The sequence below is a fragment of the Streptomyces sp. NPDC029159 genome (assembly GCF_055564055.1).
Genome location: NZ_JBVHWT010000004.1, coordinates 117,661 through 131,875, shown reverse-complemented (window position 1 = coordinate 131,875; position 14,215 = coordinate 117,661). Strand labels below are relative to the sequence as shown.

The 14,215-nt window shown below is 70.9% G+C and carries 12 protein-coding genes; 3 read left to right on the top strand and 9 right to left on the bottom strand.

The genetic code is table 11. The features are described 5' to 3' along the window. Positions 1-23 precede the first annotated feature (23 nt). A complete protein-coding gene (locus ACZ4U4_RS10175) occupies positions 24-2,087 on the bottom strand; it encodes a beta-galactosidase (protein ID WP_467871217.1) in 2,064 nt (687 codons plus the stop codon). A gap of 384 nt (positions 2,088-2,471) precedes the next feature. Continuing rightward, positions 2,472-2,969, bottom strand: coding sequence for a MarR family winged helix-turn-helix transcriptional regulator (locus tag ACZ4U4_RS10170; protein WP_467871214.1), 498 nt, complete (start codon positions 2,967-2,969; stop codon positions 2,472-2,474). A gap of 188 nt (positions 2,970-3,157) precedes the next feature. Here ACZ4U4_RS10170 and ACZ4U4_RS10165 point away from each other — a divergent pair, with 188 nt between their 5' ends. Continuing rightward, positions 3,158-3,973 (top strand): trans-aconitate 2-methyltransferase, encoded by an 816-nt coding sequence (locus ACZ4U4_RS10165; protein ID WP_467871211.1) that lies wholly within the window; start codon positions 3,158-3,160, stop codon positions 3,971-3,973. A gap of 25 nt (positions 3,974-3,998) precedes the next feature. After that, positions 3,999-4,379: a VOC family protein gene (locus tag ACZ4U4_RS10160; RefSeq protein WP_467871209.1), complete on the top strand. Its 381-nt coding sequence runs from the start codon at positions 3,999-4,001 to the stop codon at positions 4,377-4,379. A 39-nt stretch (positions 4,380-4,418) separates the two neighbouring features. Here ACZ4U4_RS10160 and ACZ4U4_RS10155 read toward each other — a convergent pair whose 3' ends face one another. Then, positions 4,419-5,111: a TetR family transcriptional regulator gene (locus ACZ4U4_RS10155; protein ID WP_467871206.1), complete on the bottom strand. Its 693-nt coding sequence runs from the start codon at positions 5,109-5,111 to the stop codon at positions 4,419-4,421. A 7-nt stretch (positions 5,112-5,118) separates the two neighbouring features. Continuing rightward, positions 5,119-6,099 carry an acyl-CoA desaturase gene (locus ACZ4U4_RS10150; RefSeq protein ID WP_467871203.1) on the bottom strand — a complete coding sequence of 327 codons (981 nt, stop codon included), beginning with the start codon at positions 6,097-6,099 and terminating at the stop codon, positions 5,119-5,121. A gap of 442 nt (positions 6,100-6,541) precedes the next feature. Between ACZ4U4_RS10150 and ppc the strand changes: the two genes are divergently transcribed. After that, positions 6,542-9,331 (top strand): phosphoenolpyruvate carboxylase, encoded by a 2,790-nt coding sequence (gene ppc, locus ACZ4U4_RS10145; RefSeq protein ID WP_467871200.1) that lies wholly within the window; start codon positions 6,542-6,544, stop codon positions 9,329-9,331. Between the two features lie 137 nt (positions 9,332-9,468). On the opposite strand, the gene ACZ4U4_RS10140 is transcribed toward ppc, so the two are convergent. The 5 genes from ACZ4U4_RS10140 to glmU all read right to left on the bottom strand — a co-directional run bounded on the left by ACZ4U4_RS10140 (position 9,469) and on the right by glmU (position 14,083). Beyond that, entirely contained in the window at positions 9,469-9,990 is a 522-nt protein-coding gene (locus ACZ4U4_RS10140) for a hypothetical protein (RefSeq protein WP_467871197.1), read from the bottom strand. Between the two features lie 89 nt (positions 9,991-10,079). After that, positions 10,080-10,667 (bottom strand): aminoacyl-tRNA hydrolase, encoded by a 588-nt coding sequence (pth, locus tag ACZ4U4_RS10135; RefSeq protein ID WP_467871194.1) that lies wholly within the window; start codon positions 10,665-10,667, stop codon positions 10,080-10,082. Between the two features lie 150 nt (positions 10,668-10,817). Next, positions 10,818-11,408 (bottom strand): 50S ribosomal protein L25/general stress protein Ctc, encoded by a 591-nt coding sequence (locus ACZ4U4_RS10130; RefSeq protein ID WP_467871191.1) that lies wholly within the window; start codon positions 11,406-11,408, stop codon positions 10,818-10,820. A 186-nt stretch (positions 11,409-11,594) separates the two neighbouring features. Then, positions 11,595-12,569, bottom strand: coding sequence for a ribose-phosphate diphosphokinase (locus ACZ4U4_RS10125; protein ID WP_030282120.1), 975 nt, complete (start codon positions 12,567-12,569; stop codon positions 11,595-11,597). A 71-nt stretch (positions 12,570-12,640) separates the two neighbouring features. Beyond that, positions 12,641-14,083 carry a bifunctional UDP-N-acetylglucosamine diphosphorylase/glucosamine-1-phosphate N-acetyltransferase GlmU gene (glmU, locus tag ACZ4U4_RS10120; RefSeq protein WP_467872071.1) on the bottom strand — a complete coding sequence of 481 codons (1,443 nt, stop codon included), beginning with the start codon at positions 14,081-14,083 and terminating at the stop codon, positions 12,641-12,643. Positions 14,084-14,215 lie beyond the last annotated feature (132 nt).

The following is a 14,215-nucleotide window of genomic DNA, read 5'->3' as shown; positions in this document are numbered from 1 at the left end:
CTCCGTACGAGGACGAGCCTTCCTCAGGCCGTGGCCCCGGGGAGGGCGATGACGGCGACGCCCCTGGGGGCGAGGGTGAGCCGGTGGACCTGCGCGCCTACGGGGGCCGCCGGGTCGCCCGATCCGTCCGTGGAAGGGGAGCCACCCACGGGTTCCGGCCGCCCCGCCTCGTCGGACACCACCACCCGCCCCGGCTCCGGCAGCGTGACCCGGGCCGTCCGCGCCCCATGGTTGAGCAGGAACAGGAAGCGCCCCGCCGCGCCCTCACGGACGGTCGCCTGCACCCCTGCGGGCAGCCCGGCCACCACCGGGGCCACACCCGCCGCCTCCCGGACGTCGTCCAGCAGCGCCCGCAGCGACGCGGGCTCCAGGCGGGTGGCGACGTACCAGGCCGCACCGCGCCCGTACGGGTGCCGGGTCACCGCGGGGCGGCCGTCCAGCGGACCGCCGCTGAAACGGGCGCGCACCTCGGCGCCTTCCGGGACGACATCCTCCGCCCACAGGTCCGCCCGGCCCGCGTAGGAACCCTGCAGGGTGAGCACCGCGCCCTCCGGCTGCGGCCAGAACTCCTCCACCCGCAGCCCCAGCAGCTCCCGCAACGGACCCGGATAGCCACCGGGGTGCACCCGGTCCTGCGCATCCACGATGCCGGAGAAGAACGACACCACCAGCTGCCCGCCGTCGCGGACGTACGCCGCGAGCCGCGCCGCGTCCTCCTCCGTCAACAGGTACAGCTGCGGCGCCACCACCATCCGGTAGCCGGACAGCTCCCGCGACGGCGGGACGACATCGCATGCCACACCCGCCTCGTACAGCGGCCGGTGGTGCTCCAGCGTCAGCCGCGAGTGGTCCAGCGCGGTCGACGGCCGCGCCTCCAGCTCCAGCGCCCACCAGCTCTGCCAGTCGGCCAGCAGCGCCACCTCCGCCCGCGACCGCGTCCCGGCGATCTCCGGCACGGACGCCAACTCCCGTCCCAGCGCGGTCACTTCGCGGAAGATCCGGGTGTCCGTACCGCCGTGCGGCACCATCGCCGAGTGGAACTTCTCCGCCCCGCCCCGCGACTGCCGCCACTGGAAGAAGAGCACCGCGTCCGCGCCCTGCGCCACCGCCTGCCAGCTCCACAGCCGCATCGCGCCCGGCGGCTTCGGCCCGTTCCGTGGCCGCCAGTTGACCGCGCCGGGCGCCTGCTCCAGCAGCAGCCACGGCTGCCCGCCCCGCGCCGACCGCATCAGGTCGAAGACATACGCCGCCCGCAGCTGGTCATCGGACAGGAAGGGATCCTGATAGAAGTCCAGCGCCATCACGTCCAGGTGCGGCGCCCAGGCGAACGCGTCGACCGGCTTGTGCTGCGGCATCAGATTGGTGGTCACCGGCACCCCGGGCGCGCACCGCGCCAGCACCTCCTTCTCCGCGAGGTAGCAGGCGCGCAGCGCGGCATCGCCGAACCGCAGATAGTCCAGCTGCTGCGCCGGATTGGGGAAGGTCGGTGCGGTACGCGGCGGCAGCACCTCCGCGAAGTCGCCGTACGTCTGCGACCAGAACGCCGTGGACCAGGCGTCGTTGAGGGCGTCCACGCTTCCGTAGCGCTCCCGCAGCCAGTCCCGGAAGGCGGCGGCCGAGACGTCGCAGTAGCACTGCCGGGTGTGGCAGCCGTACTCGTTGCCGATGTGCCACAGGGCGAGCGCGGGGTGCCCGGCGTAGCGGGTGGCGAGCTGCTCGACGAGGCGGACGGCGTGCGCCCGGTAGACGGGGCTGGAGGGGCAGTAGTGCTGCCGCGCCCCCGGCCAGCGGCGCCGTCCGTCGGCGTCCTCGGGCAGGATCTCGGGGTGCGCACGGCTCAGCCACGGCGGCGGCGAGGCGGTCATCGTGGCCAGGCACACCTCGATCCCGGCACCGGCCAGTCCGTCCATGACCCGGTCGAACCAGCCGAAGTTCCACTCCCCGGGCCGGGGCTCGACCCGGGCCCAGGAGAAGATTCCCGCGGTGACCATCGAGACCCGGGCCGCCTTCATCAGCTCCAGATCCTCGGCCCACACCGCCTCGGGCCACTGCTCCGGGTTGTAGTCGCCGCCGAATCGGATGCCCATCGTTCGGCCCTCCAGGGTCGGGCCCGGCGCCCGCACGGCCGCCGGTACGGACGCGGACTGCGGCGCCGCTCGCCCCGCCCGGACGGCACCCGCGCGCCAGCATCCGCGCCCCGCCCACCCGCCACAAGGACCCCGACGGCACGGCTCCCGCTGTTCAGGGAGAGTTTTCGCTCAGGAAGGGTTCCTGAAGGGTGGGGGAGGGGCCGGTTCGTTCAGGAAGTGTTCCTGAGGGATGCGCGCCGGCCTGACCCAGTTCAATCAGGAAGGCTTCCGGAAAGCTCCGCCCCGCCAGGCCCGCGGCTCGTACAGGGAGGGTCCCTGAAGGATGGGGAAGGACCGGGTTCCTTCAGGAAGGCTCCCTGAAAGCTCCGCCGGTGGCCCCGTTCACCCGGGAAGGTTGTCGAACGGTCCCGTCAATCGCCGCAGCAGGCTGGCGAGTTCGCGGCGCTGGTCGCGGGAGAGTTCGGCGAGGATGGCCCGCTCCTGGGTGAGCAGACCGGCCAGGGAGGCGTCGGCCTTGTCGCGGCCCGCGGGGGTCAGGCGGACGAGGACGCCGCGCCGGTCGTTGGGGTCGGGCAGCCGCTCGACGAGGTCCTTCTTGGCGAGCCGGTCGATACGGTTGGTCATCGTGCCGGACGTCACGAGGGTCTGGGTGAGCAGCGCGCCGGGGGAGAGCTGGTACGGGGCCCCGGCGCGGCGGAGCGCGGTGAGGACGTCGAATTCCCAGGGCTCCAGCCCCACCTCGGAGAAGGCGAGGCGACGGGCCCGGTCGAGGTGCCTGGCCAGCCTGCTCACGCGGCTGAGGACCTCAAGCGGTTCCACGTCGAGGTCCGGGCGCTCGCGGCGCCATGCTGCGACCAGACGGTCGACCTCGTCCTCCATGGCGATCAGTGTAAGGGGTCTGTCGACGTGAAGTCTCTTGACATAGGCCTTCTCGACATCAACTATCTCGACGTAGAGATATGTGATCCGGTGCGACGGGACGGGCCCGCCCGACCCCACCGTTCCGGCGACCCGTCCCGGCCCCGGCCCACCCGGATCCGGCCGTACCAGCAGAGGGGTAACCGTCCATGTCCGACACGCCCACCTGGGACCCGCAGCAGTACCTCCGGCACGCGGCGCACCGTACCCGCCCCTTCCACGACCTCCTCGCCCGGGTGCCCGAGCTGCCCGCGCACGGCCGCCCCGCCCGCATCGCCGACCTCGGCTGCGGCGCCGGCAACGTCACCGCACTGCTCGTCGACCGCTGGCCCGACGCCCACGTCACCGGCCTCGACAACTCGCCCCCGATGCTGGCCGAGGCCGCCGCCCTCGCCGGGCCCACCCCCGGCGGCGGCCGCCTCGACTTCACCACCGCCGACGTCACCGACTGGGCCCCCGCCGAGCGCTTCGACCTGATCGTCTCCAACGCCGCCCTCCAGTGGGTCCCCCGCCACCCCGAGTCCTTCGGCCGCTGGATCGACGCCCTCACCCCCGGAGGCACCTTCGCCTTCCAGGTCCCCGGCAACTTCACCGCCCCCAGCCACACCCTGCTGCGCGAGCTGTGCGACACCCCGCGCTGGCGCGACCGCCTCGCCGGCCGGGGCAGCCGCCACGTACGCGTCCTCGAACCCGTCGACTACCTCGACCGCCTCACCGACCTCGGCTGCACCGCCGACGTCTGGGAGACCACCTACATCCAGCTGCTCCAGGGCGAGGACCCCGTCCTCGACTGGGTCAAGGGCACCGCCCTGCGCCCCGTCCTCACCGCACTCGCCGACGATCCCCCCGCCCGCGAGGAATTCCTCACCGACTACCGCGACCTGCTCCGCACGGCCTACCCGCCCGGCCCCCACGGCACGGCTTTTCCGTTCCGCCGCATCTTCGCGGTGGCGCAGCGGGGGTAGCCGCCGTCCCTCAGGAGGAAACGCTGTGATCACCGGCCTCGACCATGTCCAGCTCGCCGCGCCCCCGGGCAGCGAACCCGCGCTGCGGGCCTTCTATGCGGGGATCCTCGGGATGACCGAAGTACCCAAGCCGGAGCCGCTCGCCGCACGCGGCGGCTGCTGGTTCGAGGCGGGGGCCGCCCGCCTCCACCTCGGCATCGACCCCGATCACCGCCCGTCCGCCAAGGCTCACGCGGCCTTCCGCGTCCCCGACGCCGATGCCCTCGCCGCCCGGCTGACCGCCGAGGGCGTCCCCGTCACCCGGGACGACGCCCTGCCGGGCGTCCGCCGGTGCTTCGCCCACGACCCGGCGGGCAACCGGTTGGAGTTCCTGACGGAAGAGGAGGGACCGACCGCGGCCGGCTGATCGACCGCCCCGACGCCCGTGCCGTCTCCGGCGCGGGCGTCAGTTCTTCCGATGCCCCACCAGCCGAGGCTTCGCCTCCAGCCCGTCCAGGCCGTGCCAGGCGAGGTTCACCAGATGGGCGGCGACCTCGGCCTTCTTCGGCTTGCGGACGTCCAGCCACCACTGGCCGGTCAGGGCGACCATGCCGACCAGTGCCTGCGCGTACAGCGGCGCCAGCTTCGGGTCGAAACCGCGGGCCTTGAACTCCAGGCCCAGGATGTCCTCCACCTGGGTGGCGATGTCGCTGATCAGCGACGCGAAGGTGCCCGTCGACTGGGCGACGGGGGAGTCCCGCACCAGGATGCGGAAGCCGTCCGTGAACGTCTCGATGTAGTCGAGGAGGGCGAACGCCGCCTGTTCGAGGAGTTCTCGCGGGTGTCCGGCGGTGAGGGCGCCCGTCACCATGTCCAGGAGCTGACGCATCTCGCGGTCGACGACCACGGCGTACAGCCCCTCCTTGCCGCCGAAGTGCTCGTACACCACCGGCTTGGAGACGCCCGCCTTCGCGGCGATCTCCTCCACCGACGTGCCCTCGAAGCCCCGCTCGGCGAAGAGGGTGCGGCCGATGTCGAGCAGTTGCTCACGGCGCTCGGCGCCCGTCATCCGGACCCGCCGGGGCCGCCTCCCACCCCCGCCGGAGGAGGAAGCCTTGCCCTTGTTGCCGTTGCTCACGCTGCTGCCGTCGATCGCCACCCGACAATCATGCCGCCTGGGCGGTCTCTCCCTTGCGCCGGGCATCGATGCGGGACGCCTGCGGCCATCGCACGTCGTACGCCCAGCCCGCCTTCTCGAACCAGCGGATCAGCCGCGCACTCGAATCCAGCTGCCCACGCAGCACCCCGTGACGCGCCGAGGTCGGGTCCGCGTGGTGCAGGTTGTGCCACGACTCACCGCAGGACAGGATCGCCAGCCACCACACGTTCCCCGACCGGTCACGCGACCTGAACGGCCGCTTGCCCACCGCATGGCAGATGGAGTTGATCGACCACGTCACATGGTGCAGCAGCGCCACCCGCACCAGCGAACCCCAGAAGAACGCCGACAGCGCGCCCTCCCACGACATCGTGGCCAGCCCGCCGATCAGCGCCGGCAGCAGCAGCGACAACGCCGTCCACAGCACGAACTGCCGGGAGATCGCCCGCAGCGCCGGATCCTTGACCAGGTCCGGCGCGTACTTGTGCTGCGGCGTCCGCTCCTCGTCGAACATCCAGCCGATGTGCGCCCACCACAGGCCCTTCAGCAGCGCCGGGACCGTCTCGCCGTACCGCCACGGCGAATGCGGGTCGCCCTCCGCGTCGGAGAACTTGTGGTGCCGCCGGTGATCGGCCACCCAGCGCACCAGCGGCCCCTCCACCGCCAGCGACCCCATGATCGCCAACGTGATCCGCAGCGGCCGCTTCGCCTTGAACGCGCCGTGCGTGAAGTACCGGTGGAAGCCGATCGTGATGCCGTGGCAGCCGACGTAATACATCACCACCAACAGCCCCAGATCCAGCCAGCTCACCCCCCACCCCCACGCCAGCGGCACCGCCGCGGCCAGCGCCAGGAACGGCACCGTGATGAACAGCAGCAGCGTGATCTGTTCGACGGAACCCTTGCTGTCACCACCCAGCGTCGCCGACGGCAGCGGCGTACCGGCGGGCCCGGGTGACTCTTCGACGGTCTGCGGATCAGCGGTCATGTGGTGTCCCTCGTCGGAGGCTCGGGGCACGGCTACGGAACCGTAACCTACGGTTTCGTAAGTATGGCAGCGCCAGAGCCCCGGACAAGGCGGTGACAGGCCCGTACCCGCCAGCAGGGTGCACCGCGGGACGGCCCCGCCACGACCCGGCCGCCACTCCTGCCCGCCCCTGACCTGCGGCCCCGCCCGGACGGCCCGTTCCCAGCCGGTGGACGGTGTGACCACCCCCCGAACGGGAGACCTATCCTGGTGGGCGTCGGACAGCGCGGTCCGCAACCCGCCCACAAGCCCGGACGTGCACCCCGTCGCCCGCGCCCCACCGGTACGAAGGAGCCGCGAAGCGACGCACCTCCCGGGCCGTCGCCCGCCGCGCCCCGGGACCGCAGGCCCCGGACCGGCACGGCACGACGCCCCGCCCAGATCGCCGCAAGGAGCCGCACCTGTGAGCAGTGCCGACAACACCTCCGCCGCCGAGATCAGCACCCCCGGAAGCAGCCGGACGGACAAGCCGGGCACGGCCGGCGACAACGGCGACCACACCGCCCTGCGCGCCGACATCCGCCGCCTGGGCGACCTCCTCGGCGAGACCCTCGTCCGCCAGGAAGGCCCCGAACTCCTCGAACTCGTCGAGCGGGTCCGCGCCCTGACCCGCTCCGACGGCGAGGCCGCCGCTCAGCTCCTCGGCGCCACCGACCTGGCCACCGCCGCCAAGCTGGTCCGCGCCTTCTCCACCTACTTCCACCTCGCCAACGTCACCGAGCAGGTCCACCGCGGCCGCGAGCTGCGCGCCCGCCGCGCCGCGGAAGGCGGCATCCTCAGCCGCACCGCCGACATGCTCAAGGACGCCGACCCCGAGCACCTGCGCGAGACCGCCGCCCACCTCGGCGTACGCCCCGTCTTCACCGCACACCCCACCGAGGCCGCGCGCCGCTCCGTCCTCACCAAGCTCCGCAAGATCGCCGAACTGCTGGAGCACACCGACCCCACCGAGCGCCGCCGCACCGACCTCCGCCTCGCCGAGAGCATCGACCTCATCTGGCAGACCGACGAACTCCGCGTCGCCCGCCCGGAGCCCACCGACGAGGCCCGCAACGCCATCTACTACCTCGACGAACTCGGCCGCGGCGCCGTCGGCGACGTACTCGAAGACCTCGCCGCCGAACTCGCCCGCGCCGGCGCCCCGCTGCCCGCCGGCACCCGCCCGCTCACCTTCGGCACCTGGATCGGCGGCGACCGCGACGGCAACCCCAACGTCACCCCGCAGGTCACCTGGGACGTCCTGATCCTCCAGCACGAACACGGCATCACCGACGCCCTGGAACACATCGACGAGCTCCGCGGCGCCCTCTCCAACTCCATCCGCAACAGCGGCGCCACCGAGGAACTGCTCACCTCCCTCGGCCACGACCTCGAACTCCTCCCCGAGATCAGCCCCCGCTACAAGCGCCTCAACGCCGAGGAGCCCTACCGCCTCAAGGCGACCTGCATCCGCCAGAAGCTCCTCAACACCCGCGAGCGCCTCGCCGCCGACACCCCCCACGTCCCCGGCCGCGACTACCTCGGCACCGCCGAACTCCTCGACGACCTCGCGCTCATCCAGACCTCGCTCCGCGCCCACCGCGGCTCCCTCGTCGCCGACGGCCGCCTGGAGCGCACCCTGCGCACCCTCGCCGCCTTCGGCCTCCAGCTCGCCACCATGGACGTCCGCGAACACGCCGACGCCCACCACCACGCCCTCGGCCAGCTCTTCGACCGCCTCGGCGAGGAATCCTGGCGCTACGTCGACATGCCGCGCGAATACCGCCGCAAGCTCCTCGCCAAGGAACTGCGCTCCCGCCGCCCCCTGGCCCCCAGCCCCGCCCCCCTCGACGAGGCCGGCGCCAAGACCCTCGGCGTCTTCCGCACCGTCCTCAAGGCCAAGGAGACCTTCGGCCCCGAGGTCATCGAGTCGTACATCATCTCCATGTGCCAGGGCTCCGACGACGTCCTCGCCGCCACCGTCCTCGCCCGCGAGGCCGGCCTCATCGACCTCCACGCCGGCTGGGCCAAGATCGGCATCGTCCCGCTCCTGGAGACCACCGACGAGCTGAAGATCGCCGACCAGCTCCTCGACGAAATGCTCTCCGACCCCTCCTACCGCCGCCTCGTCGCCCTCCGCGGCGACGTCCAGGAGGTCATGCTCGGCTACTCCGACTCCTCCAAGTTCGGCGGCATCACCACCAGCCAGTGGGAGATCCACCGCGCCCAGCGGCTGCTGCGCGACGTCGCCCGCCGCCACGGCGTACGGCTCCGCCTCTTCCACGGCCGCGGCGGCACCGTCGGCCGCGGCGGCGGCCCCTCCCACGACGCGATCCTCGCCCAGCCCTACGGCACCCTCGAAGGCGAGATCAAGGTCACCGAGCAGGGCGAGGTCATCTCCGACAAGTACCTCGTACCGTCCCTGGCCCGCGAAAACCTGGAACTGACCGTCGCGGCCACCCTCCAGGCATCCGCCCTGCACACCGAACCCCGCCAGTCCGACGAAGCGCTCTCCCGCTGGGACGCGGCCATGGAGACCGTCTCCGACGCCGCCCACGGCGCCTACCGCCGCCTCGTCGAGGACCCCGACCTGCCCGCCTACTTCTTCGCCGCCACCCCCGTCGACCAGCTCGCCGAACTCCACCTCGGCTCCCGCCCCTCCCGCCGCCCCGACTCCGGCGCCGGACTCGACGGCCTCCGCGCCATCCCGTGGGTCTTCGGCTGGACCCAGTCCCGCCAGATCGTCCCCGGCTGGTACGGCGTCGGCACCGGCCTCAAGGCCGCCCGCGAGGCCGGACTCGACACCGTCCTCGACGAGATGCACACCCACTGGCACTTCTTCCGCAACTTCCTGTCCAACGTCACCATGACCCTGGCCAAGACCGACCTGCGGATCGCCCAGCACTACGTCGACACCCTCGTCCCCGACGACCTCAAGCACGTCTTCGACACCATCAAGGCCGAACACGCCCTCACCGTCCAGGAAGTCCTCCGCGTCACCGGCGAGAGCGAACTCCTCGACTCCAACCCCGTGCTGCGCCAGACCTTCCACATCCGCGACGCCTACCTCGACCCGATCAGCTACCTCCAGGTCTCCCTCCTGGCCCGCCAGCGCGCGGCCGCCGCCCGCGGCGAAGAAGCCGACCCCGTCCTCGCCCGCGCCCTGCTCCTCACCGTCAACGGCGTCGCCGCCGGCCTCCGCAACACCGGCTGACCCCCGGGCGTGCGCCCCGCACGCCCCACCCGCACACACCACGGCGGCCCGCCCCCGACACCGGGAGCGGGCCGCCGCCCTTCCACCACGCCGATCCTGCCGTCCTGCCGTACGCGCACCACGGCGCCCCCGCACGGCTACAACGCCACCCACGCCCCCACCAGCAACGCCACCCCGGCAAGCCCCATCCCCCACGCCGTACGCCGCCACCGCAACCCACCGGCCACCACCAGCGACGCCAGCAACAACGCCCCCGCGAACGGCACCCACGCATGCAGCACACCCGCCGGGCCCGTCCGCACCGCACGGTCACCCGCCGGCCGCAACGCCACCGTCACCCGCTCACCCACCCCCGGCGAAGCGGCCTTCACCAGCGACACCCGGTCCCGCGGCCGCCCCCTGCCCTCCGGCACGAACGACCCCGCACACCGCTCGTCATCACACGACGTCACCTTCACCGTGCCGTGCTCACGGCCCGCAAACCCCATCGCGTACCGCGCCGACCCCCACGACGTCCACACCCCCGCGACCAGCAACACCGCCGCCACCAGCACCAGCAACCCGTTCCGGACGAGCAGCATCACCCCGAAGGCGCTCTCACCCGCCCGCCGGGTACGACTGCGTTTGACCGGTCTGGACCCCACACTGCCTCTGGACATGCCCGGGATCTTTGGCCATGGCCCCGCACCCGGTCAACCTACGGCGACACCCGAAAACCCCCGCCCGAGCCCCAACCCGCACCCTCACCTCACGAGTTGTACGTGCTCTGCGCCCGCTCCAACCCCTCCAGGATCAGCGCCTCGACCGCATCCGCCGCCCGGTCCACGAAATAGTCCAACTCCTTGCGCTCCGCCGCACCGAAATCCTTCAGCACGAAATCCGCCACCTGCATCCGACCCGGCGGCCGCCCGATCCCGAACCGCACCCGGTGATACTCCGCACCCGACGACTTCGTGATCGACTTCAGACCGTTGTGCCCGTTGTCGCCCCCACCCAGCTTCAACCGCAACGCACCGAAATCGATGTCCAACTCGTCATGGACCGCAACGATCTGCCCCACCGGAACCTTGTAGAAATCCCGCAGCGCCGACACCGGCCCACCCGACAAATTCATGAACGACATCGGCTTGGCCACCACCACCCGACGGCTCCCCGGACCCGGCGGACCCACCCGGCCCTCCACCACCTGCGCCCGCGCCTTGTGCGCCTTGAACTTCCCCCGCATCCGCTCCGCCAGCAGATCCGCCACCATGAAACCCACATTGTGACGATTGCCCGCATACTCCGGACCCGGATTACCCAGCCCCACCACGAGCCACGGCTCGGCGTCCGCCATCTCCACCACTCCCGCATCCGCCCGGCACCACACCGAGCACCCGACGGCCCGCCACCACAACGGGCCACGAAACAACCCAACCGCCACCCCGCACCCGAAGGCGCGCGGCAGCGGTTGGAAAACGTCCTACCAGACGGCAGGGACGACGGCTCAGCCCTCGGCCGACGCGTCCTCACCCTCGGCCGACTCCGCAGCGGCCTCGGCCTGCGCGGCGACAACCTGCAGAACAACGGCGTCGTCCTCGACGGCCAGCGACGTACCGGCGGGCAGCACGACATCCTTCGCCTGTACCGAGTCACCCGCGTTCAGACCGGCGATCGACACCGTGACCGACTCCGGCAGGTGCGTGGCCTCGGCCTCGACCGACAGGGTGTTCATCAGGTGCTCCAGCAGGTTCGCACCCGGGGCCAGGTCACCCTCGGTCACGATCGGCACCTCGACGGTGACCTTCTCGCCCTTCTTCACCGCGAGGAAGTCGACGTGCACCAGGAAGCCACGGATGGCCTCACGCTGCACAGCCTTCGGGATGACCAGCTCGTCCTTGCCGTCCACGTCCAGGCGGATCAGCACGTTCGGGGTCTTCAGCGCCATCATCAGCGCGTGGTTGTGGATGGCCACGTGCTTCGGCTCCGCACCGTGACCGTAGACAACCGCGGGAACCAGGTTCTCGCGACGCGCCTGACGCGCCGCACCCTTACCGAACTCGGTACGCACCTGGGCGGTGAGCTTGACCTCAGCCATGACTGCACTCCTCGTATCTCAGAAATCGATGGCCGTTACCCGGCCCACGACAGACCTGCTACGAAGAGCGCGTCGATAACGGACCGCCGCACACACAGGTGCGGCCTCCCTCGCCGAGCAACCCCATGAGTCTACCCGGCCGGGAGGCCGCCCCAAAGTCGATCAGCCCACAGGCCGATCAGCGCCTCACTGCTCGTCGAAGAGGCTCGTCACCGAACCGTCCTCGAACACCTCACGGATCGCCCGCGCCACCGTCGGCGCCATCGACAACACCGTGATCTTGTCCAGCTCCAGCTCCGAAGGCGTCGGCAGCGTATTCGTGAACACGAACTCGCTCACCTTCGAATTCTTCAGCCGATCCGCCGCCGGACCCGACAGCACACCGTGCGTCGCCGTCACGATGACATCCGCCGCACCATTGGCGAACAGCGCATCCGCCGCCGCACAGATCGTGCCACCCGTGTCGATCATGTCGTCGACCAGGACACACACCCGGTCCTTCACATCGCCGACCACCTCATGAACGGTGACCTGATTCGCCACGTCCTTGTCACGACGCTTGTGCACGATCGCCAGCGGCGCACCCAGACGGTCACACCAACGGTCCGCCACCCGCACCCGGCCGGCGTCCGGCGACACCACCGTCAGCTTGTTGCGGTCCACCTTCGCGCCCACATAATCCGCCAGCACCGGCAGCGCGAACAGATGATCCACCGGACCATCGAAGAAGCCCATGATCTGATCCGTGTGCAGATCGACCGTGACAATACGGTCCGCACCCGCCGTCTTCATCAGATCCGCGATCAGCCGCGCCGAAATCGGCTCACGACCACGGTGCTTCTTGTCCTGACGCGCATAACCGTAGAACGGCACGACCACGGTGATGCTCCGGGCCGAAGCCCGCTTCAACGCATCAATCATGATCAACTGTTCCATGATCCACTTATTGATCGGAGCCGTGTGGCTCTGAATCAAAAAGCAGTCCGCGCCACGCGCCGACTCCTGATAGCGAACGTAGATCTCACCATTGGCGAAGTCGAACGCCTTCGTCGGGACCAGGCCGACACCCAGCTGGTGCGCGACCTCCTCGGCCAGCTCGGGGTGGGCACGTCCGGAGAAGAGCATCAGCTTCTTCTCGCCGGTCGTCTTGATCCCGGTCACAGCAAATCTCCTCGAATTCCTGTTTGCGTGCGCTCAACACGGTACGCCCCGCACGGCGCACCACGGCACGGTCAGCGCTCGCCCTCGGACTCCTGGCGAGCGGAAGAAGCAGCCTGCGCGGCGGCACTCCCGGGCCGCTTACGCGCGACCCAACCCTCGATATTCCGCTGCTGGCCACGCGCGACCGCCAACGAACCCGGGGGCACATCCTTGGTGATGACCGAACCCGCCGCGGTGTACGCGCCGTCCCCGATCGTGACAGGAGCCACAAACATGTTGTCCGACCCCGTCTTGCAATGCGAACCGACCGTCGTGTGATGCTTCGCCTCACCGTCGTAATTCACAAAGACACTCGCCGCGCCGATATTGGTGTACTCACCGATCGTCGCATCCCCCACATACGACAGATGAGGAACCTTCGTCCCCTCACCGATCGTCGCATTCTTCATCTCCACATACGTGCCGGCCTTCGCCCGCGCCCCCAGCACCGTCCCCGGACGCAGATACGCATACGGACCCACCGACGCCCCCGCACCGATCTCCGCACCCTCGGCCACCGTGAACGACGCCACCGCGCCCTCACCCACCACCGTGTCCGTCAACCGCGAATGCGGCCCCACCTCGGCACCCGACGCCACCCGCGTCGCACCCAGCAACTGCGTCCCCGGATGCACCACCGCATCCGCACCGAACGCCACCGACACATCCACCCACGTCGACGCCGGATCCACCACCGTCACACCCGCGAGCATCGCCCGCTCCAACAACCGCTCGTTCAACAGCCGCCGCGCCTGCGCCAACTGCACACGGTTGTTGATCCCCAGAATCTCCCGGTGATCCCCGGCCACCGCCGCACCCACCCGGTGCCCGGCCTCCCGCAGAATCCCCAGCACATCCGTCAGGTACTCCTCACCCTGACTGTTGTCCGTCCGCACCTTCCCCAGCGCATCCGCCAGCAGCCGCGCATCGAACGCGAACACCCCGGAATTGATCTCCCGGATCGCCCGCTGCGCCGGACTCGCGTCCTTGTGCTCGACGATCTCCGTCACCGCGCCGTTCGCACCGTCCCGCACGATCCGGCCGTAACCCGTCGCGTCCGGCACCTCGGCCGACAGCACCGTCACGGCGTTGCCGTCCGCGGCGTGCGTCTCGCTGAGACGACGCAGCGTCTCACCCGTCAGCAGCGGCGTGTCCCCGCACACCACCACGACGGTCCCGTCCAGCGCCGCACCGCCGGCGGTCAGCTCCTCCAGACCCATCCGCACGGCGTGCCCGGTGCCGTTCTGCTCGTGCTGCACGGCGGTACGGACCGACGGGTCGATCTCGGACAGGTGCGCCCGGACCTGGTCACGGGCGTGGCCCACGACGACGACGAGGTGCTCGGGGTCCAGCTCGCGGGAGGCGGCGACGACGTGTCCGACGAGGGACCGTCCGCAGATGGCGTGGAGGACCTTGGGGGTCGCCGATTTCATGCGGGTTCCCTCACCCGCGGCGAGAACGACGACGGCCGCCAGTGGGGTCTCCCCCGTCCGAGCGGAGCCGAGAACGGGAGGAAGGTTGGCGCTCACGGAGGTGCCCTTCGGCCTTGGCTACTTCGGGTGGTGGACATCCGAAGGATACCGGGGCGTATTCCTGGAGAAACGCAT